The 19454-nt window shown below is 70.4% G+C and carries 18 protein-coding genes and 1 tRNA gene; 10 read left to right on the top strand and 9 right to left on the bottom strand.

Annotated elements, in window-relative coordinates; translation table 11 throughout:
* On the bottom strand, window positions 1-813 hold an 813-nt coding region (locus tag ABT186_RS08545), incomplete at its 3' end, for a WD40/YVTN/BNR-like repeat-containing protein (RefSeq protein WP_351924199.1).
* 273 nt (window positions 814-1086) lie between these two features.
* Here ABT186_RS08545 and ssgD point away from each other — a divergent pair.
* Window positions 1087-1503 carry a spore wall synthesis regulator SsgD gene (gene ssgD / locus ABT186_RS08540; RefSeq protein ID WP_351224738.1) on the top strand — a complete coding sequence of 139 codons (417 nt, stop codon included), beginning with the start codon at window positions 1087-1089 and terminating at the stop codon, window positions 1501-1503.
* 149 nt (window positions 1504-1652) lie between these two features.
* Here ssgD and ABT186_RS08535 read toward each other — a convergent pair whose 3' ends face one another.
* Entirely contained in the window at window positions 1653-2486 is an 834-nt protein-coding gene (locus ABT186_RS08535) for an isocitrate lyase/PEP mutase family protein (protein WP_351924198.1), read from the bottom strand.
* Between the two features lie 332 nt (window positions 2487-2818).
* On the opposite strand from ABT186_RS08535, the gene ABT186_RS08530 reads away from it, so the two are divergent.
* From ABT186_RS08530 to ABT186_RS08510, 5 genes are all read left to right on the top strand, one after another.
* Complete coding sequence (locus ABT186_RS08530; protein WP_351224742.1) at window positions 2819-4447, top strand: ABC-F family ATP-binding cassette domain-containing protein; 1629 nt, start codon at window positions 2819-2821, stop codon at window positions 4445-4447.
* A 248-nt stretch (window positions 4448-4695) separates the two neighbouring features.
* Window positions 4696-5472: a dimethylargininase gene (gene ddaH, locus ABT186_RS08525; RefSeq protein WP_351924196.1), complete on the top strand. Its 777-nt coding sequence runs from the start codon at window positions 4696-4698 to the stop codon at window positions 5470-5472.
* A 240-nt stretch (window positions 5473-5712) separates the two neighbouring features.
* Window positions 5713-6684: an acyl-ACP desaturase gene (locus tag ABT186_RS08520; RefSeq protein ID WP_351232891.1), complete on the top strand. Its 972-nt coding sequence runs from the start codon at window positions 5713-5715 to the stop codon at window positions 6682-6684.
* 184 nt (window positions 6685-6868) lie between these two features.
* Entirely contained in the window at window positions 6869-7213 is a 345-nt protein-coding gene (locus ABT186_RS08515) for a hypothetical protein (RefSeq protein ID WP_351924194.1), read from the top strand.
* Between the two features lie 218 nt (window positions 7214-7431).
* Window positions 7432-7899 (top strand): hypothetical protein, encoded by a 468-nt coding sequence (locus tag ABT186_RS08510; RefSeq protein ID WP_351232895.1) that lies wholly within the window; start codon window positions 7432-7434, stop codon window positions 7897-7899.
* Window positions 7900-8051: 152 nt separating this feature from the next.
* Here ABT186_RS08510 and ABT186_RS08505 read toward each other — a convergent pair whose 3' ends face one another.
* The 4 genes from ABT186_RS08505 to ABT186_RS08490 form a co-directional block, all read right to left on the bottom strand.
* Window positions 8052-8267, bottom strand: a complete 216-nt coding sequence (locus ABT186_RS08505) for a hypothetical protein (RefSeq protein WP_351232897.1) — start codon at window positions 8265-8267, stop codon at window positions 8052-8054.
* 114 nt (window positions 8268-8381) lie between these two features.
* On the bottom strand, window positions 8382-9800 hold the full coding sequence (locus ABT186_RS08500) for an SDR family oxidoreductase (protein ID WP_351232899.1): 1419 nt from the start codon (window positions 9798-9800) through the stop codon (window positions 8382-8384).
* A gap of 23 nt (window positions 9801-9823) precedes the next feature.
* A tRNA-Ala gene (locus ABT186_RS08495) sits at window positions 9824-9895 on the bottom strand.
* 75 nt (window positions 9896-9970) lie between these two features.
* Window positions 9971-10222, bottom strand: a complete 252-nt coding sequence (locus tag ABT186_RS08490; protein WP_351232901.1) for a WhiB family transcriptional regulator — start codon at window positions 10220-10222, stop codon at window positions 9971-9973.
* A gap of 288 nt (window positions 10223-10510) precedes the next feature.
* Between ABT186_RS08490 and ABT186_RS08485 the strand changes: the two genes are divergently transcribed.
* Window positions 10511-11308, top strand: coding sequence for a VOC family protein (locus ABT186_RS08485; protein WP_351924192.1), 798 nt, complete (start codon window positions 10511-10513; stop codon window positions 11306-11308).
* 407 nt (window positions 11309-11715) lie between these two features.
* Here ABT186_RS08485 and ABT186_RS08480 read toward each other — a convergent pair whose 3' ends face one another.
* On the bottom strand, window positions 11716-12753 hold the full coding sequence (locus tag ABT186_RS08480; RefSeq protein ID WP_351232905.1) for a LacI family DNA-binding transcriptional regulator: 1038 nt from the start codon (window positions 12751-12753) through the stop codon (window positions 11716-11718).
* 139 nt (window positions 12754-12892) lie between these two features.
* On the opposite strand from ABT186_RS08480, the gene ABT186_RS08475 reads away from it, so the two are divergent.
* The gene (locus tag ABT186_RS08475) at window positions 12893-13780 is read left to right on the top strand and encodes a hypothetical protein (protein WP_351232907.1); all 888 of its coding nucleotides are present in this window, start codon (window positions 12893-12895) and stop codon (window positions 13778-13780) included.
* On the opposite strand, the gene ABT186_RS08470 is transcribed toward ABT186_RS08475, so the two are convergent.
* Window positions 13777-14733 carry a multicopper oxidase domain-containing protein gene (locus ABT186_RS08470; protein WP_351232909.1) on the bottom strand — a complete coding sequence of 319 codons (957 nt, stop codon included), beginning with the start codon at window positions 14731-14733 and terminating at the stop codon, window positions 13777-13779. The genes ABT186_RS08475 and ABT186_RS08470 overlap by 4 nt on opposite strands.
* A gap of 272 nt (window positions 14734-15005) precedes the next feature.
* Between ABT186_RS08470 and ABT186_RS08465 the strand changes: the two genes are divergently transcribed.
* Window positions 15006-17084, top strand: coding sequence for an amino acid adenylation domain-containing protein (locus tag ABT186_RS08465; protein WP_351232911.1), 2079 nt, complete (start codon window positions 15006-15008; stop codon window positions 17082-17084).
* On the opposite strand, the gene ligD is transcribed toward ABT186_RS08465, so the two are convergent.
* Window positions 17081-18127: a non-homologous end-joining DNA ligase gene (gene ligD / locus ABT186_RS08460; protein ID WP_351232913.1), complete on the bottom strand. Its 1047-nt coding sequence runs from the start codon at window positions 18125-18127 to the stop codon at window positions 17081-17083. The two genes, ABT186_RS08465 and ligD, sit on opposite strands and share 4 nt — an antisense overlap.
* A 75-nt stretch (window positions 18128-18202) precedes the next feature.
* Here ligD and ABT186_RS08455 point away from each other — a divergent pair, with 75 nt between their 5' ends.
* Entirely contained in the window at window positions 18203-19273 is a 1071-nt protein-coding gene (locus ABT186_RS08455) for an ATP-dependent DNA ligase (RefSeq protein WP_351232915.1), read from the top strand.
* The last annotated feature ends 181 nt before the right edge of the window (window positions 19274-19454 follow it).

Raw genomic sequence — 19454 nt, 5'->3', positions numbered from 1 at the left:
GTGTGTCGCGCCCCCGGGACGGTAGTCGCCGCCGAGCGCGATGCCGTGCGTGCGGTCGCGGAAGGCGAGTGCGAAGACGCCGCGGGCCGGATCGCCCGCCGGGATCGGCGTGTCGGCAGCCGTCCAGGTCAGTCCGCGGTCGGCGGAGTGCAGCACGCGCGCGTGTGCGCCACCGCCCGTGGCGAGCCACACGTCGTGCGCCCCGGACGTGACCAGGCACTGGCCGCCGGCCGCGAACCCGGCCTCGCCGTCCTGGGCGGCGGGCATGCCGGAGCTGGGCAGGACCGTCCAGGAGCGGCCGCCGTCGCTGGTGGAGAGGATGCGGAACTTTCCGTCGACCGGATCACTCAGGGCGAGACCGTGGCGGCGGTCGAAGAAGGTGAGGCAGTCGTAGAAGGCCTGGGCGTCGGTGTTGCGGAACGTCTCGGTCCAGGTCGTGCCGCCGTCGTCGGTGCGAAAGACCCGGGAGGCCTCGCCCTCGCCGATGGCCAGGACCACCGCGTGCCGGGCGTCGAACGCCTCGACGTCACGGAACTCCAGGTCCGCGGCGCCCGGTGGCGAGACGTTCCGCCACTGTGCTCCGCCGTCGATGGTGCGCAGCACCGTGCCCTTGGATCCGGCCAGCCAGGCGGTGTCCCGGCTGACCGCCGAGAGGCCGCGGAAGCGTACGTCCGTGCCGCTGTCCTTGAGCTGCCAGTGCGGCGCCGGCCGCTGGTCCCCGTGTGCCCGCGCGGGTGTCGCCCATAAGGCGGCGAGTGCCGCAACGCACAGTCCCACGGCCACCGTTCGGCCCGCACGTCTCGTGTTCCCCATGCCTGTCATGGCGCGCGAAGCTAGCCCACTCCCCCGGTGCCGTCCAGATGCCCTCGGCCCGGGAACCGTACGCCCGTGTCCGGTGTCCTCTCCGTTGTCCCGCAGACCACGGGACGAAAACATCGATCGTCCGATGGATCGCCTCAGTGGCATGAACCCGGTGACACAGGTCACTCGAATCTCATGTGCACGGATTGGCCGAATCCAGCGTCTCTTCAAGTGCCCGGCCTCATCCGCCCGAAGTCCATCCAGCCGTCACAAGGGAGCAAGGCGTTGTCCACCCTCATCGAGCAGCCCGTGGAGGCCCGTCTCGTCGCTGCCGCGCCGCGGATGCAGAGCATTCCGGCCACGCTCCACTACGACCGGCGCGACCCGTTCGCCGTCCGCATGACCTTCCCCGCTCCGGCCACCCTGGAGGGCGTGGAGGTCTGCTGGACCTTCGCCCGCGAACTCCTCGCCGCCGGCCTGGAGGGACCGGAGGGTCAGGGTGACGTCCGGGTGCGGCCGTACGGCTACGACCGCACCGTCCTGGAGTTCCACGCCCCGGAGGGCACCGCCGTGGTGCACGTCCACTCCACGGAGGTCCGGCGCTTCCTGCAGCGGACCACGGAGCTGGTGCCGGTCGGCCTGGAGCACCTCCACGTGGACCTGGACCACGACCTCGCGGAGCTGATGCGGGACGCGTGCTGAATGCACCCTGTAGGGGGTGACGGTCGGTCAGTCGGACGCGCTCCGTGGGGGTGACGGTCGGTCAGTCGGACGCACCCCGTGGGGTGACGGTTGGGCACTCGGGCACACCCCTTGCCGGACGCACCACGTACCGGACGCGCCCCTATGGGCTAACGACCTCCGCCCATCAGCGCGTTCAGCTCCCCGTAGTCGAGCCCACCGGCCAGTGCGCCGTAGGTCCCCGCGTCCAACAGCTCCCGTGCGGCGCGGCGGACCAGACCATGGGCGGCCTGCGCTATGTCCGATCCGGTACTGACCCTGGCGACGCCGAGCGCGGCCAGCTCACCGACAGTGGGCGCGCCGGGCCCGACCAGCACGTTCAGCGGACCGTCGACGCCGTCGACGAGTGCCTTCACGGTCACGGGGTCGACGGCCCCGGGCACGAAGACGCCGTCCGCTCCCGCGGCGAGGAAGCCGACGGCCCGCTCCAGGGTGTCCTCCAGGTCTCCGGCCCCCCGTAGATACGTGTCGACGCGGGCGTTGACGAACAGCGGCACCCCGGCCGCGTCTGCTGCCTCGCGCGCCGCGGCGATCCGCGCGGCCTGCTCTGCGATCGAACGCAGCGGTGCGCCGCCGCCGTACAGACCGTCCTCGATATTGACGCCGACGGCGCCCGCCGCAAGCACCGCCCTGATCGTGTCGCCGACACCCGCGGCATCCTGCGCGTAGCCGCACTCGATGTCCGCGCTCACCGGTACGGCCACCGCCTCGGCGATCCGCGCGACCGCGGCGAGGGCGTCGTCGCGGGACAGCCGGTCGCCGTCGGCGGCACCCAGCTCCCAGGCGAGCCCGGCGCTGGTGGTGGCGACGGCCCCCGCGCCCGCCTGCTCGACGAGCCGCGCGCTCGCCGTGTCCCAGGCGTTCGGAAGGACGAGGGGCCGGCCCGGAGTGTGCAGGGCCCGGAAGGCGAGGGCCCGCTCACGCAGAAGGGTGTCGTGGGTCATGGGGACGAGCCAACCAGCAGTCAGGGGCGGTGGCCGGCAGGAATCCGACGGGTACAAAGCCATCGTGTCGCCGTTTAATTCGTTGACACCCCATGGACCCGTTCCTACGGTGTACAGCGTTCCTGTTGCCGTCGATCGGAGAAGGACGTTGCTCGTCTGAGGTCCTGAGACACCGCGTCACACAGTGCCGTCCGCGTCTGTGTGCGTAGCGTGCGACCTCGGCGTTCGAGCCGTCCTACGGTGCAGGGCTTTTCCTGTGTTCACGGACCGTCGCCCCATGCGGTGTCTCACACGCGTTGCCCATGCCCATGTCGAGCAATCGCGAGGCCCGTATGTCACACACCCCCTCCATCACCTGTACCTCTCTGTCCTTCTCCTGGCCCGACGGGACCTCCGTCTTCGACGACCTCCAGGTCGCCTTCGGGTCCGGCAGGACCGGCCTCGTCGGCCTCAACGGATCTGGAAAGTCGACCCTGTTGAAGCTGATCGCGGGTGAACTCACCCCGTCCGGCGGCACCGTGCGCGTCGCGGGTGAGGTCGGCCATCTGCCGCAGAACGTCACCCTCGACACCGCCCTACGGGTCGACGAGGCCCTCGGAATCGCTGCGACGCGCGCCGCACTGCACGCCATCGAGGCCGGTGATGTGGCCGAGGAGCACTTCACGGCCGTCGGCGACGACTGGGACGTGGAGGAGCGTGCCGAGGCGATGCTCGGCGAACTCGGCCTCGATCACATCGGGTTGGACCGCACCATCGGCGAGGTCTCCGGCGGCGAGTCCGTCCTGCTGCGGCTCGCCGCGCTGTTGCTGCGCCGTCCGGACGTGCTGCTGCTCGACGAGCCCACCAACAACCTGGACCTGTACGCGCGCCGACGGCTGTACGCGGCGGTCGAGGCCTGGTCGGGGGTGATGGTCGTGGTCAGCCACGACCGTGAACTCCTGGAGCTGGTGGACCAGATCGCAGATCTCCGCTCCGGCGAGGTCATCTGGTTCGGCGGCAACTTCTCGGCGTACGAGGAGGCGCTGGCCGTCGAGCAGGAGGCGGCTGAGCGCATGGTCCGTGTCGCCGAGGCCGACTTCCGCAAGCAGAAGCGCGAACTGGCCGACGCCCAGGTCAAACTGGCCCGCCGCAAGCGGTACGGCCAGAAGATGTGGGACAGCAAGCGCGAACCGAAGATCGTCATGGGGGCCCGCAAGCGTGCGGCGCAGGAGTCCGCCGGCAAGCACCGCATCTTGCACGAGGAGAAACTCGCCGACGCCAAGGAGCGCCTGGACGAGGCGGTCGAGGCGGTACGGGACGACGACGAGATCCGCGTCGAGCTGCCGTACACGGCGGTGCCGCCGGGGCGGTCCGTGCTGACGCTCCGGGATCTGGAGCTCGTGTACGGCGCACGCGTCGAGGTCAGCCTCGACCTGCACGGTCCCGAGCGGATCGCGCTGGTCGGACGCAACGGCGCGGGCAAGACCACCCTGCTGCGCACGATCGCGGGCGAGCTGGAGCCGGTGTCGGGCGAGGCCACGGCCCATGTGCCGCTGCGGTTCCTGCCCCAGCGGCTGGACGTCCTCGACGACGAGCTGACTGTGGCGGAGAACGTGGCCCGGTTCGCCCCGGGCGCCACCAACAACGGGATCCGGGCGCGTCTGGCCCGCTTCCTGTTCCGAGGCGCACGGGCCGACCAGCCGGCGGGGACACTGTCGGGCGGCGAGCGCTTCCGCGCCGCCCTGGCCGCGCTGATGCTCGCCGAGCCCGCGCCGCAGTTGCTCATGCTCGACGAGCCGACGAACAACCTCGACATGGCGAGCGTGCGGCAGCTCACGACGGCCCTGGAGTCGTACGAGGGCGCGCTGATCGTGGCGAGCCACGACGTGCCGTTCCTGGAGTCGATCGGGATCACGCGCTGGCTGCTGCTCGACGGAGAACTCGGCGACACGACGCCGGAGACCCTCGGGGAACCCGCCTGACGACGACGCACGCGGTGGGCCGCCATGGGGCCGGGCGAACGTGTCCGGTGGGCCACCGCGCGCGCCTGTCGGGCGTAGGCGGTGCGCCGCCACGGGCGCAGGCGGTGCACCGCCGCGTGCGCCGGGCGAGCGCATCCGGTGGGCCACAGCACGCCCGAGCGGCGCACCGCACGGGCCCGGGGCTTTGCCCCCGGGGACCGGCGCTGCATGATGTCCGGCGACACCATCAGCCGAGACGGAGTTTCCACGTGCCCAGCAAGAAGGCCCTCATCCGCCGACCCAGCCCGCGCCTCGCCGAGGGGCTGGTGACGCACATCGAGCGGGAGAAGGTCGACATCGACCTTGCGCTCGAGCAGTGGGAGGCGTACGCGGAGGCGCTGCGTACGCACGGCTGGGAGACGGTCGAGGTGGACCCGGCCGACGACTGCCCGGACTCGGTGTTCGTCGAGGACGCGGTGGTGACGTACAAGAACGTCGCCCTGATCGCCCGGCCCGGCGCCGAGTCGAGGCGCGAGGAGACCGCGGGCGTCGAGGAGGCCGTCGCCCGGCTCGGCTGTTCGGTGAACTGGATCTGGGAGCCGGGCACGCTGGACGGCGGCGACATCCTGAAGGTCGACGACACGATCTACGTGGGCCGCAGCGGGCGCACCAACGCGGCCGCCGTCCAGCAGGTGCGCGCAGTCTTCGAACCGCTGGGCGCCCGCGTGGTCGCCGTACCCGTCACCAGGGTGCTGCACCTGAAGTCGGCGGTCACCGCGCTGCCCGACGGCACGGTCATCGGCCATGTGCCGCTGGTGGACAAACCGGCGATGTTCCCGCGTTTCCTGCCGGTGCCCGAAGAGTCCGGTTCGCACGTCGTGCTGCTCGGCGGCGGCAAGCTGCTCATGGCGGCCAGCGCCCCGAAGACCGCGGAACTGCTCGCCGACCTCGGGCATGAACCGGTCGTAGTGGACATCAGCGAGTTCGAGAAGCTCGAGGGTTGTGTGACATGTCTCTCGGTGCGCCTGCGGGATCTGTATGCCTGACCGGCCGATCCAGCAAGCCCTTCCACCCCCGGGACCTGCGGTCCGTGGAGCTTTCGCCACGCCGTACGACCCGTGCCGGCGATGTCTGACGCACCGTGAGAGCAGGGCTGAACAGCGCTCTTTACAGCGCACTTAACCTACGGCTTCGTAACCTACGGCCTCGTAGCCTACGATCCCGTAAGTTTCCGGCACCGCTCGCCGGTTCGTGCACCTGTTTTTCGCCGTCTCCCTGGAGTTCCCGTGACGATCACCTCTCCCCACCTCGGCAGCCCCTCCGTCTGGACCGACGCCCGGCTGCTGTACGCGCTGGAGGAGGTCGTCGAGCAGGAGCTGAACCGGCATCTGAAGGCCGCCAAGGACTGGATGCCGCACGAGTACGTGCCCTGGAGCGACGGCCGCAACTTCCCCGGATTCTTCGAGGACGGCGTGGCCTGGGAGAAGGAGCAGTCCAAGGTCACCGAGATCGGCCGGATCGCGCTGGTCGTGAACCTGCTGACGGAGGACAACCTCCCCAGCTACCACCACGAGATCGCCTCGCTCTTCGGCCGCGACGGCGCGTGGGGCACCTGGGTGCACCGCTGGACCGCGGAGGAGGGCCGGCACGGCATCGTGATGCGCGACTACCTGCTCGCCTCGCGCGCGGTCGACCCGGACAAGCTGGAGCAGTTCCGGATGGCGCACATGAGCGAGGGCTTCGAGTCGGACAACCGGCACTCGATGCTGCATTCGATCGCCTACGTCGCGTTCCAGGAGCTGGCCACCCGCATCTCGCACCGCAACACCGGCCACCAGTCCGGCGACCCGGTCTGCGACCGGATGCTGGCCCGCATCGCGACCGACGAGAACCTGCACATGGTGTTCTACCGGAACCTGCTGAAGGCCGCGTTCGAGCTCGCGCCCGACCTGACCATGCAGGCGGTCCGCGACGTCGTGGTGAACTTCCGCATGCCCGGCCACGGCATCCCCGGCTTCGAGCGCGCCGCCGCACAGATGGCGATCGGCGAGGTCTACAACCTGCGCATCCACCACGACGACGTGCTCCAGCCGGTGCTCCGCTTCCTGAAGGTCCTGGAGATCGACGGCCTCGGCCCCGAGGGCCTCCAGGCCCAGGAGGAACTGGGTCTGTTCATGGGCGGCCTGAACACGGAGGCCGTCAAGTTCGACGAGAAGCTGGCGGCCCGCAAGGCACGGATGGCGGCGCGGGGCGCGTAGTCCGCTCCCCCGACGCGGGGTCGCCCATGTAATCCGCTCCTCCCCGACGCGGGTTCGCCCGCCGAGTCCGCTCCCCCGGCGCCGGTTCGCCCGCCCAGTCCGCTCCCCCGGCGCCGGTTCGCCCCGGCGCCGCCGATTTCCCGGTGCGGGCGATCGTACGGCTGCGGCATCATGCGGCCCATGCATGTACCTCGGCGACGGGGAGCACGCGCCGGTGTCCCTGACGGCGCTCGCCGACCGGCTGCGCGCCCGTCCGGTGACGGGGCTCGGCGAGCTGGCCCTGGATGTGGAGACCTGGGAGACACGGCTGCGCTGGGCCGCACGTCATGCGGAGGAGGGCGACCGGCACAACGACGTCGTCCACCAGGTCCTCGCCAACGCGGAGCTGTCGCAGCTGAAGAAGCGCCGCAAGCTGGTGACCAGGCTGGTGGCCCTGCTGCCGCCGAAGCTGCGGGCGACATATCTGGTGGGCGCGTCGGAGCGGCAGCAGAGGTTCTGGACCAAGGTGTTCATGGGGATGCGGCGCTGAACTGCCCTCGGCGGCCTGGTCGTTGGCCGGACATCGAGGCGGCGCCGACAGGGAGCCGGAGCGTTTCCGCAGCAAACGCCAGGCCGCGCCACCCTTTCCGCCGGGTAGAAATATCTATCACCATGAATATGCCGGGTTGTGGTGTCCCCCGCAGGCACCGGCCCGAGCAGTCCCTGTCGTATGCATGGCAGGGCCGGCTGGCGCCCCTGGAGCGGGTCATGACGAATGCAATGTGGATACAGGGCGTGGAGTGGCTCGCTGCCGCCGCGTCGGACCCGCAAGCGTGCAAGCGGGAATGGGATCAGGGCCACGGCACGGTGCTGATGGAGGCCGGACATCACTGGGACGTGGTGAGCGTCCCCCATCAACTGGGTCTGCTCACGCTGGACATCCTGTGGTTCGACCCGGTGCGGACGCCCGGCCCGACGCTGGTGGACTCGGCGGCGCAGCGGGTGGGCTTCTTCGTGCCACCGGATCCGGCCGGTCACTGGGTCGGGGCAGGAGTACGCCATGCGGGCAAGGGGTCATGGATCTCCGTGCCCCCGCCCTACCGGTCGGCACGCGCCCTGGAGTGGATCGTTCCACCCGACGGGAGCGGGATGCTGCATCCACCGCTCGCGCTGGAGCTGGCGCTGCGCCAGGCCCATGGGACACTCGCCGTGCTGGCCCCCGTCAGTGAGGACTAGCGTTCTGCCGCGCCCGACCTCCGGTTGGGTTCCGACAACCCTCTGACGGGCAGCACGAAGACCCCCTCGGCGCGCGCGACCTGCGCAGCACCGCTGCCCTGGCCGCCACATCGGCGCCGTACCTCCTACGCGGCGTCGTAGTACGGCGTCTCCTAAGCGGCCTCGTAGTGGTGCGCGTCCGCGCCGCGCCACTTCACCCACGCGGGATCGTCGAGCAGGTCCTCGGCGTCGGGCAGGCCGGCGCGACCGAGGAACTCGATCACGTCCTCGTCGGAGAACGCCATTCCCAGGCTCTCCCCGCGCGCGGTCACCCGACGGCCGCCGGTGCCCGACGGCGGATGAACAATGACAGGAGCCCGTCCGGACATGTCTCCAGCATCGTCCCGCGCGCCCGGCCGCGCATCCGGACGGCCGGGACGGACCACGACCCGCCCTCGTATCCGACGCCTCCCCGCGCGCAAGGCCCCGCCGCACCCCGCCCGCTACCACTCCGCCACGCGGTAGTCCTTCAGGAACACCCCGGACACCGGATCCCCGGCCTCGCCGCGCACGATCGGGTCGTACACGCGGGCGGCGCCGTCCACGACGTCCAGTGGGGTGCGGAAGCCCGCGCCCGCCATCCGCCTCTTCTTCGGCGCCGGGTTCTCGTCCGTGATCCAGCCGGTGTCGACGGCGCACATGTGCACGCCTTGCGCCGCGAGGTCGGCGGCGCTGGTGCGGGTCAGCATGTTCAGCGCGGCCTTCGCCATGTTCGTGTGCGGATGCCCGGCGGTCTTGTTGCGGACGGCGAACCGGCCCTCCACGGCGGTCACGTTCACCACGTACCGCCTCGGTCGCGGAGAGGCGAGCAGCAGCGGCAGCAGCCGGTCGCAAAGCAGCGCCGGGGCGAGGGCGTTCACCAGCTGTGTCTCCAGGACCTCGGCCGGGTCCAGCGCGCCGAGCCGCGCCGACCAGGAGTTCTCCGGGGACGGGTCCGGCAGCAGCCCGGCCTCGTCGGCCTCCCGCAGGACGACGGGCAGCTCCGAGGGGCCGCCCGCCAGGGCCCGCATCGGCACGAATCCGGGCGCCTGCCGTACCCCCTCGGGCAGTTCGGCCTGCTCGCCCGCGACCAGCAGCGCGTACGACTCCGGCGGCCTGCGCACTGTCTGGGCCGCGTTGTTGACGAGGATGTCGAGCGGCTCCCCCTCCCGCCTCAACTGATCGCACAGCCCGAGAACTTGGCGCGGATCGCGCAGGTCGACGGCGAGTACCGTCAGCCGGTCGAGCCACTTCGCGCTGCCCGGCTCGGCCTGGAAGCGGTGCACTGTGTCATGCGGAAAGCGGCTGGTGACAAGGAGTTCCGCGCCGTCGCGCAGCATCATCAGCGCCAGCTGGAACCCGATCTTCACGCGGCCACCGGTGAGCAGCACGCGCCGGCCGCTCAGCTCGGTGCTCAGCCCGCGCCGGGCGGCGTTGTCCGCGGCGCACCCGGGGCACAGCCGGTGGTAGAAGGAGTCGACCTGTCGATAGGGCGCCTTGCAGACATAACAGGTACGCGGTTTACGGAAGGTTCCCGGGGAGTCCGCGGCCGGCCGGACGCCGCCGCCAGTGCCGGCGCCGATGCCGATGCCGATACCTGCGCCTGTGCCGGTGCCTGTGCCGGTGCCTGTGCGCGTCAGCGGAGCGTCCTCGCGGCGGGCCGTCGCACCCGTCGCCGTCGCCGCCATCAGTGCCGCGTCGGCAGCAGACACCTCGGCGCCACGCGCCTTGCGCCGCCGCAGCCGCCCGTCCCGGGCGAAGGACGCGGCGACCTGCTCGGCCCGCAACCGCACCGGGTCATCGACGGGCAGCGCCCGCAGCTTGCCGACCGTACGGTCGAAGGCCGCCAGCTCCTCCGCGGTGAGCCCGCCGCCCTCACCCATGTGTCCCCCGTGTCCGACTGACGTGGGCCGGGCCGGATTCGAACCGGCGTGGCCTGCATGCCATGCAGGTGCGCCTGCCTCTGCGCTACCGGCCCATCGGACGACCCGGACGACGGGATCCTATCGGCACCCCACCGCACCGTCGTACCGATTAACGGACTGGTCAGCTCTCATCCGTTCTCCTCCGTCCGCCGCAGATGCATCCGCTCCTTCTCGGACAACCCGCCCCAGACGCCGAACCGTTCGTCGTTGGCGAGCGCGTACTCGAGACACACGGAGCGGATCTCGCACAGCCCGCAGATACGCTTCGCCTCCCGCACCGAACTGCCCGGCTCCGGAAAGAAGAAATCGGCCCCCGTCTGCGCACACAGCGCCTGCTCCTGCCAGGCGATGTCGGACGCAGTGATCGCTTCGATGTGCATGGTCAGGATCGTGCCGTGCGACGAAAAACGTTCGATCAACGGCGAATCAACGGCTCACCCGTCCGGCTGGCACGGCCCCTGATGATGTACCCAACCCGGCCTGGCGACTGATGATGTACCCGCCCGGCCTGGCGACACACGTCGGCGCGCAGGAAACCCACAACAAAAAACCGCTCCCACGGTCACCCACCGTCATACGAATCCATCGTGTCACTCCGGCGGCGATTGTCAGTGGGCGGTGGAAGACTCGGCAGTGCAGGCAACGGGACCCCTCAGAGGAGGGCACTCATGCTCACCACCCGTTTCGTCAACGGCGCCCCGAACTGGCTTGATGTCGGCACCCCGGACATCGACGGCGCCATCTCCTTCTATGGCGGTCTCTTCGGCTGGCAGTTCCAGTCGGCGGGACCCGACGCCGGGGGATACGGCTTCTTCCAGCTCTCCGGCAAGACCGCCGCCGGCGGTATGCAGACCACCCCGGAACAGGGACCGCCGTCCTGGACCATCTACTTCCAGAGTCCTGACGCGGAGGCCACCGCCAAGGCCGCCGAGCAGGCCGGCGGCAGCGTGCTCTTCCAGCCCATGGACGTCATGGGCCAGGGCCATATGGCCGTCCTCGCCGACCCGGCCGGCGTGCCCTTCGGCATCTGGCAGCCGGGCCAGACCAAGGGCGTCGACGTGGCCGGTGACCCCGGCTCGCTGTGCTGGGCCGAGCTCTACACCCCGGACATCGCCCGCGCCGCCGCGTTCTACAACCAGGTGCTGGGCTGGGAGACCGAGGGCGTGCCCTTCCCCGGCGGCACGTACACCTGTGTCAACCCTGCGGGCGCCGGCCCCGACGCGATGTTCGGCGGCCTCGTTCCCCTGGCCGACGACCCCTCGGAAGCGCAGTCCGGCGCGCACTGGCTGCCGTACTTCGAGGTCACGGACACGGACGCCACGGTGAGCAAGGCGCAGGAACTCGGCGGCACCATCCGGATGCCCGCGACGGACCTGGAGGGCGTGGGCCGCATCGCGCGGCTCGCCGACCCGTACGGAGCTCACTTCGCAGTGATCAAGAGCACACCGCAGCAGCAGGAGGGCTGACGCCCGACGACCCGACGCTGCCGGGGGCACAAGAGACGCACGAACCCCACCCCGCACAGGGCGAGGTGGGGTTCGTATCCGAGCGCCGGGCAGGCCTTGCACCTGCATCTCCCCGCAGGAAGCGGGGTGTCTTTCCTTGGACCACCAACGCGCCGTCGGACACCAGGAGTTCTGGTGACCGGAACAAGATCAAGCCTAGCAGCAGTGACGACCCCGGACGACCAGAGCGGCGTCGATCGCGACGAGGGAGAGTTCCGGACGCCGTGACAGCACCCTGCTGTCACGTATGGTGCTCTGCATGTCGCGGAAGACACCGGCCGGTATCCGCCTGTCGGTGCGGGCCAGTTGGGCGGGCAACCCCGCTCGGCAGATCCGCAGCGACGGACGCCCCGCAGTACCCCGGCGGCTCAAGCGGACGCGCGATGCACGAGCTTCGTCGGCAGAACCACACTCGACGGCGTCCCGACCACGCCCGCCTCGCCGCCCTGCCGGTCGAGGCCGTCCAGCAGCAGACCGGCCATCAGCCTTCCCATCTTCTCTATGTCCTGACGGACTGTCGTAAGAGGTGGGTCGGTCTGTTCGGCGACCGGCAGCATGTCGTCGAAGCCCATGACGGCGACGTCGTCGGGCACCCGACGCCCCTGTGCCCTCAGCACGCGCAGGGCGCCGGAGGCGCTGAGGTCGTTGGCGGCGAACACGGCGTCCAGGTCCGGGCAGCGCTCCAGCAGTTCACGCATCGCGCGTTCGCCGCCGGCCGGTGTGAAGTCCCCTTCGGCGATCAGGCGCGGGTCGCTGTCGACCATGACATCCCGGTACCCGTCGAGCCGGTCCACGGCGGACGTCTGGTCCAGGGCGCCGGTGATGTGCGCGATGCGGCGGCGGCCGAGTCCCGCGAGATGGCGTACGGCGTCACGGGCCCCGCCGCGGTTGTCGCTGTCCACGTACACAGCGCTGTTCGTGCCGTGGCTCCAGCCCGGCCGCCCACCGAACACGGTCGGCACGCCCGCGCGCTGCACCAGCTCCGGCAGCGGGTCGTTGAGGTGCAGCGAGAAGACAAGGGCGCCGTCGACATGACCGCCGGCAAGATAACGGCCGACCCGGGGGTGGTCGGCGCGCCCCTCCGTCAGCAGCAGGACGAGCTGGGAGTCGCGGGCCGTCAGCTCCTTGCTGATACCACGGAGTTGCAGTGCGAAGAAGGGGTCGGCGAAGACGCGGGTCTCCGGTTCGGCGATCACCACGGCCACCGCGTCGTGCCGCTTGGTCACCAGGCTGCGCGCGGCCTGGTTGGGCACGTATCCGAGCTCCTCGACGGCCCGGCGCACTCGCTCGACGAGAGGCTTGCGCACGCCGTCACCGCCGTTGACCACCCGGGACACGGTGGCTCGCGAGACCCCGGCCCGGGCAGCGACGGCCTCCAGCGTGGGGCGCGGCGCGGTCTCGGTCACTTCGGGACTCCTCTTCAGCAGTTGGCGATCAGGATAGCCCCGGCCGCCGACGGTGTTGGGAGCGCTCCCCGCCCGGAAAAGCCGGTTGCGCGGGGAGGTCGTTACGGTGAGGATCCCTCCATGACAACGAGAAAGGCCCATGCCGGCTGACCGCCCCGCGACCCGCCTGTCCGTATATGCCCGGCTGCCGCGCGCGTATCGCGAGCTGCACATCGTGCACAGCACGGTCGACGCCGACGGCCGCGCCCACTGGCTGCCGACCGAGCGGCCGCCCGACCGGCGCCGCACACATCCGTACGATGCCGTGGTCGTCACCGTCCAGGACGGCCGACCCCATGAGACGCAGCTCAGCGCCGTACGATCGTCGTATGCGGTGTTCGACGCCCTGCCCGACGGTGGCTTCGTAGTGGCGGCGCCCCGCAGTCGGCGCGACGAGGAGCACGTCCAGGTCTTCGATGCGCTGGGCCGCTGCTCGTGGACGTTCCGGCTCGGCGACGGCATCGAGGACCTACTGGTCGACGGGGTGGAGGACATCTGGGTCGGTCACTTCGACGAAGGCATCCACGGCGATGACGAGTTGAGCGCGCCGGGACTGCGCCGCTGGAGCAGCACAGGTGAACCGCTGTGGGCCCACACGCCGGGTCCGGGGCACGACGAGATTTCCGACTGCTACGCCCTCAACGTGGGTGCGCGGGCCGTGTGGGCGTGCCCGTACCCGCACTTTCCGCTGCTGGAGATCCGGGACGGCCGGACGGTACGCGCCCGGGAGAATCCGGTGAAGGGTGCGAGCGCCTTCGCGGTCCACGACGGCCGGGTCGTGTTCTTCAGCCCGTACGGCGACGACCACAGCGTGCTCGTCGACTGCCGTATCACCTGGAACGCCCTCGAAGCGGTCGCGTACGGTCGTCTCGTCCGCCCCGACGGGGGCGAGTTGGGACGGCGTCGCACGGTCTGCCGCGGCCCGCGGGTCCATGTGCAGGAGGAGCCGTTCACTGATTGGACGGTGCTCGACATCTCCCCTGTCTAGTGACCGTGCCGGCCGTGCTGACTGTGCTTCTGATACTTGGGCAACGTCCCGTCCCGCCGCTTCACGAGGAACACCCCGGCCATCCCGCGGTCTGCGTGGTGCTGCACATGGCAGTGGTACATCCACGCCCCCGCCCCGCCCTCCTCGCCCGCGATCACCTGGAAGCCGAAGGAGTCCCCCGGGCCCACGATCTTGTTGTCGATGACCCGGCTCGGGTCGTCGGGTCCGGCGAGCAGTCCCGTGCGGTTGTCCGCCCAGCGGTGACCATGCAGGTGAAAGGTGTGGTACAGGTCGCCATGCGTGATCATCACGAACTCGACACGTTCCCCGACAGTCGCTTCGAGATCGGGTCCGGTGCCATGGTTGTTGATCAACGTTTCATTGAACACGATCGTATGCGTCCGGTCGGGGAGGACATCACCCTGGCGGCGTACGACCACCGGTCCGTAGAGACCCTTGCGGATGCCACCCGTGCCGTGTTCCGTGCCGACCACATGGTCGTGGTAGTGCCAGTAGCCCGCACTGCCCTCCCGCCAGGTGCCGTCGGCGCGGCGGCCGGGAGCGTGTGTGTGCCAGGTGTACGTATGTGTGGCGCCCGGCCCCACAGCACTCATGGACGATCGTGTTCCATCGTTGGCGAAATCGTAGTCCAGGCCGTGGAAATGCAGGCTCGCCGCGACGTCCATGGTGTTCTCGAACTCGATGCGCAGGGTGTCACCCTCGTTGAGCTCGATCAGCGGTCCGGGGATGGTCGCCTTCCTCCCCTGGAAGCCGTAGGCCATCCGCCCGTCGTTGAGCCTCTTGGCGTACATCCTGAGGTGCTTGACCTTGCCGCCCGCGGGCGCGGTCCTCACCGGTCCGGCGGCACCGTTGGCCTCCGAACCCATCGACAACGATGTTGCGACGGCCGCACCGCCCAGCAGCATCCGCCGGTTGAAGCTGCGTCTGTCCATGCCGGACTCTCCATCCTGGTACGGAGTTCACGGAGACGAGCCGCCGGGACGAACCAGAGGGACGGTTGCGGCCCGTCTCGAGATTATCTCCCCTATGGACATATTTCGTAGCATTTCACTCATACTCCCCTGACAGGCGTATGTGATGCCCGTGATGGAGCGTCAAGCACACAGGTACAGCGCGAGCCACGGTCGGGGTGATCCGTTGTCAGTGGCGTGCGGCATGCTGTGATCAGTGGCGGCCGACGCCACTGGGCAACGGGGAGGCCTGAGTGTTCACGGGGATCGTGGACGTCGACTGGGCGTCGATGGGACATGCGTACACCGAGTCGGCGACGGACGTGCCCGGCCTGCTGTGGGGCCTGGCGTCGGACGACCCCGCGCAGCGCGAGATCGCGCTGGACGGCATGTACGGGGCGGTGCATCACCAGGGGGATGTCTACGACTCGACGGTGGCGTGCATTCCGTTCCTCTTCGAACTGGTCACGACGCCAACCGTGGCCGACCGGGGCGCGATCGTGGGCCTGCTGGGCAGCATCGCGGGCCGCCCTGAGGATGACGACGAGGAGCCGGGCGACCTCCTCGATCTCGACGAGGACGACGAGTGGTTCCGACCCTCCCGCGACGCCCGGCAGTTGGTCCGCTCCCGAGCGGACGCCTTCCTGGAGCTGCTCGACGATCCGGCCGCGGAGCTGCGCGCCGCGGTGCCGGGCGTACTGGCGCAGCTCCACCCCGATCCCGCGCGTGTGTTCGCAGCCCTGCGCGACCGGCTTCCGGTCGAACAGGCTCCGCAGGCGGTGCGGAATCTGGCACGCGCCCTCGGCACGCTGGCCGTGAAGCACACGGCCGCCCTCGGCGCCGACGCCGGACGGACACTCCGGGACATCGTGTCCGGCACCGTCGATCCGGAACTGCGCATGACGGCGCTGGCCCAACTTGCTCGCTGTGCACCCGACCGGCTGCCCGAGGACACGGTGGAGATCGCGCTGGAGGTGATGCGGCACGCGCGCGAGGACGACGGTACGGAGAGTCCGGAGCCGGAGCGGCCGCGGACCGACACCATGATCTCTTATCTGCGCGAGCTGGAGGCCGAGCGCCGCCAGAACCCGGACATCGACGAGGCCGACGAGCTCCTGGCGGAACTGCACTGGAGGCTGGGCGACCGTACGGATCTGCGGTTCCCGCTGCTCGTCGGCCAGTTGCACAGCCCGGAGCCGTCGCAGCGCAGTGCGGCGGTCGAAGAGGCGGGGCGGCTGCTGACGGGGTGGCGGGCCCCGGACGACGAGCCGGTGCTGGCGCTGGCCCGGCTGCTCGCCGAGGACGATCTGCGGCTGAACAAGGAGGTCCTCACGGAGCTGCGGTATCTCGCGCCGATCGCACACTGCGCGGTCGCCGGTGTGGAGGCGTATGTCGAAGCGTCGGGAGACCGCCCCCTGGAGACCGATACACCCTTCGCGAACATGGCGCTCGGCCTGGCACTCGAGGTGCTGACCCTGCAGGGCGACGGGCGGGTCGTGGCGGCGCTCACCTCGATCCTGGAGGTGGTCGAGGTACCGGAGCGGCTGCAGAGGTGGATGGAGGCGCTCGGCCCCGAGGCGGCTGCTCCCCTGGGCCCGGTGCTGCACGAGAGGCTCGCCGCACTCGACCCGCGGGAGCCGAGCGACGCCCGGGACCGGCTCCTGACGGCGCTCGGGGTCCTCGCCCCTGCCGAGTCGCTTCCCCTCGTGCTCGACGTCCTGCGGGGCACCCCCTCGGGTGGCTGGCCCGGGGCAGCACTGGGGGCGCTCTGCGGCTACGGCGACCGAGCGGCCGAAGCCGCCCCGCTGCTGCGGGAGTTGCTGGCGGACGACGCGACGAGACCCGAGGTACGGACACAGGCAGCGGAGGCGCTCTGGGCGGTCGCCCCGGACGCCGGGACGGTGCTGCCCGCCCTCCAGGAGGGCCTGCGCGCGGAGCGACAGTTCCCGCGGTCGGTCGCCCTGCGGCTCACCCGTGCGCTCGGCCCGGCCGCCAGTCCTGTGACGCCGCGTCTGCACGAACTGATGGCCTGCGAGTACGAGTCCGCCGATGCGGCGACAGCGCTCTGGAAAGTGACGGGGAGCGTCGACGACACCCTGCCGGTTCTCCTCGACGCCTGGACGAGGACACCCCGGCGCCGCCCCGACATCGCCGCCTGCCTGAGGGAGATGGGCCTGGCAGCGGCCCCGGCGCTGCCGCTCATACGGGCGGAGCTCGCGTCGCCCCGCCGCCACACCAACGACGGCACGACCGGGAACGTGCGCTACGAAGTGGCCTCGGACGTGGCCCTCCTTGAGGACTGCCGCAGTGTCCTCGACCTGCTCGAAGGCTAGGTGCTGTCCGTCCCCTCGGGGCTCGTCGGCTTCCCGTCCCGCCGGGCCCGGCTCGGCTGCACCCGCTTGGGCTCCCCCGGCATCTTCGGATACTCGGGCGGATACGGCAGATCGCCGAGGCCGTGGTCGTGTTCGTCGCGGCGGGCGAGTTCGAGGAGCGCCTCGAGGGAGAAGGCGTGGTCGTCCATGTCCGCGTGGACGTCGCCGAGTTCGGCGTACCGTCGGGGCATGGTCCCCAGGTCGAAGTCGCGGGGCACCGCGTCGTCGACCTCCTCCCAGCGCAGCGGCGCGGACACCGGGGCGTGCGGCCTGGGGCGTATGGAGTAGGCGGAGGCGACGGTGCGGTCGCGGGCGGTCTGGTTGTAGTCGACGAAGATCTTCTCGCCCCGCTCCTCCTTCCACCAGGCGATGGTCACGTATTCGGGCATACGGCGCTCAAGTTCGCGCCCGACGGCGATCGCTGCGCGGCGCACCTGGGTGAAGGTCCAGCGCGGTTCGATGGGCACGAAGACATGGAGCCCCCGGCCGCCGGAGGTCTTGGGCCAGCCGCGCAGCCCGCCGAACTCGTCGAGGACGGCACGGAGTTCATGGGCGGCACGCACCGCGTCGGCGTAGTCGGTGCCGGGCTGCGGGTCGAGGTCGATGCGGAGTTCGTCGGGGCGGTCGACGTCGTCGCGGCGTACCGGCCACGGGTGGAAAGTGAGGGTGCCGTACTGCGCGGCCCAGACGACGGCGGCAACCTCGGTGGGACACATTTCGTCGGCACTGCGACCGCTCGGGAAGGTGATGTGGGCGGTGGGGATCCAGCCGGGCATGTTCTTGGGCGCCCGTTTCTGGAAGAAGGACTCTCCGGTCACACCGTCCGGGTAGCGCTCCAGGGTGGTGGGCCGGTTGCGGAGGGCGCGCAGGATGCCGGGGCCGACGTCCAGGTAGTACCGCGCGAGGTCGAGCTTGGTGAATCCGCGCTCCGGGAAGAAGATCTTGTCCGGGCTGGACAGCCGTACCGTCCTGCCTGCCGCGTCCAGCTCCACTGCATCACCCATGCGAGCCACGGTAGGCGTACGAATCAGACCTCGCACACCGGGCGGATCGCTCCGCATGGTCGCAGAATCATAGGCATGGATCTGCCGGTGATGCCGCCCGTGAAGCCGATGCTCGCCAAGTCAGTGGCGACGATCCCGCCGGACATGCAGTACGAGGCGAAGTGGGACGGGTTCCGGGCGATCGTCTTCCGCGACGGCGCCGAGGTCGAGCTGGGCAGCCGCACGGGAAAGCCGCTGACCAGGTACTTTCCCGAGCTGGTGGAGGCGCTGCGGGAGCGGCTGCCTCAGCGGTGCGTGGTGGACGGCGAGATCGTGATCGCGCGGGAGGGGCACCTCGACTTCGACGCGCTGACGGAACGGATCCATCCGGCGGAGTCACGGGTGCGGATGCTCGCGGAGAAGACCCCGGCATCGTTCGTGGCCTTCGATCTGCTGGCGCTGGACGACACGTCGTTGCTCGACGTTCCGCTGAGTGACCGGCGCGCCCTGCTGGAGCGGGCGCTGTCCGCAGTCACACCGCCCGTCCACCTGGCGCCGGCGACGACGGACCGCGCGGTGGCGGAGCAGTGGTTCGAGCAGTACGAGGGTGCGGGCCTCGACGGAGTGATCGCGAAGCCGCTCTCCCAGCCCTACCGTCCGGACGAACGTGTGATGTTCAAGGTCAAGCACGAACGCACGGCGGACGTCGTGGTCGCGGGCTACCGCTTCCACAAGAGCGGCCCGGTCGTGGGTTCACTGCTGCTCGGGCTGTACGACGACGGGGGCGCCCTCCAGCACGTGGGGGTGTCCGCCGCGTTCCCCATGAAGCGGCGGGCCGAGCTGGTGCAGGAACTGGAGCCGCTGCGGATGGAGGACGTCACCGGGCATCCGTGGGCGGCCTGGTCGGATGAGATGGCGCACGAAACGGCCCGGCTGCCGGGCGCGCCCAGTCGCTGGTCGGGGAAGAAGGACCTGTCCTGGGTACCGCTGCGCCCCGAGCGGGTGGCGGAGGTGGCGTACGACCACATGGAGAACGGGGTGCGCTTCCGGCACACCGCGCGCTTCCGCCGCTGGCGCCCGGACCGCACCCCCGAGAGCTGCACGTACGCGCAGCTGGAGGAACCGGTGCGCTACGACCTCGGGGAGATCCTCGGCACCCCGGACTGACCGTCGACCGACCGGACCGTCGACACCGACTGCCTCCACCGCAAGTCCTGGAGCAGCCCTGGCCATTCCCTCCCGCTGAGCCGTTCACCCATTCGGCGCGCACGATCAGGACTGAACGGGTATGGCCATCGATGAAGCGACAAGCACACAATCGGCCACGGGGGGCTGGGTGGACACGGTG

It is taken from the genome of Streptomyces sp. NPDC001634 (assembly GCF_040298185.1).
Taxonomy (GTDB): Bacteria; Actinomycetota; Actinomycetes; order Streptomycetales; family Streptomycetaceae; genus Streptomyces.
Note: the sequence above shows the minus strand (reverse complement) of the source record. Positions and strands in the feature narration are given on the sequence as shown.

Coding starts and splice junctions, on each gene's coding strand:
- ABT186_RS08535 (WP_351924198.1), bottom strand. CDS start 2,486: ATGACCCACGACACCCTTCTGCGTGAGCGGGCCCTCGCCTTCCGGGCC.
- ABT186_RS08530 (WP_351224742.1), top strand. CDS start 2,819: ATGTCACACACCCCCTCCATCACCTGTACCTCTCTGTCCTTCTCCTGG.
- ABT186_RS08515 (WP_351924194.1), top strand. CDS start 6,869: ATGTACCTCGGCGACGGGGAGCACGCGCCGGTGTCCCTGACGGCGCTC.
- ABT186_RS08510 (WP_351232895.1), top strand. CDS start 7,432: ATGACGAATGCAATGTGGATACAGGGCGTGGAGTGGCTCGCTGCCGCC.
- ABT186_RS08505 (WP_351232897.1), bottom strand. CDS start 8,267: ATGTCCGGACGGGCTCCTGTCATTGTTCATCCGCCGTCGGGCACCGGC.
- ABT186_RS08500 (WP_351232899.1), bottom strand. CDS start 9,800: ATGGGTGAGGGCGGCGGGCTCACCGCGGAGGAGCTGGCGGCCTTCGAC.
- ABT186_RS08490 (WP_351232901.1), bottom strand. CDS start 10,222: ATGCACATCGAAGCGATCACTGCGTCCGACATCGCCTGGCAGGAGCAG.
- ABT186_RS08485 (WP_351924192.1), top strand. CDS start 10,511: ATGCTCACCACCCGTTTCGTCAACGGCGCCCCGAACTGGCTTGATGTC.
- ABT186_RS08475 (WP_351232907.1), top strand. CDS start 12,893: ATGCCGGCTGACCGCCCCGCGACCCGCCTGTCCGTATATGCCCGGCTG.
- ABT186_RS08470 (WP_351232909.1), bottom strand. CDS start 14,733: ATGGACAGACGCAGCTTCAACCGGCGGATGCTGCTGGGCGGTGCGGCC.
- ligD (WP_351232913.1), bottom strand. CDS start 18,127: ATGGGTGATGCAGTGGAGCTGGACGCGGCAGGCAGGACGGTACGGCTG.
- ABT186_RS08455 (WP_351232915.1), top strand. CDS start 18,203: ATGGATCTGCCGGTGATGCCGCCCGTGAAGCCGATGCTCGCCAAGTCA.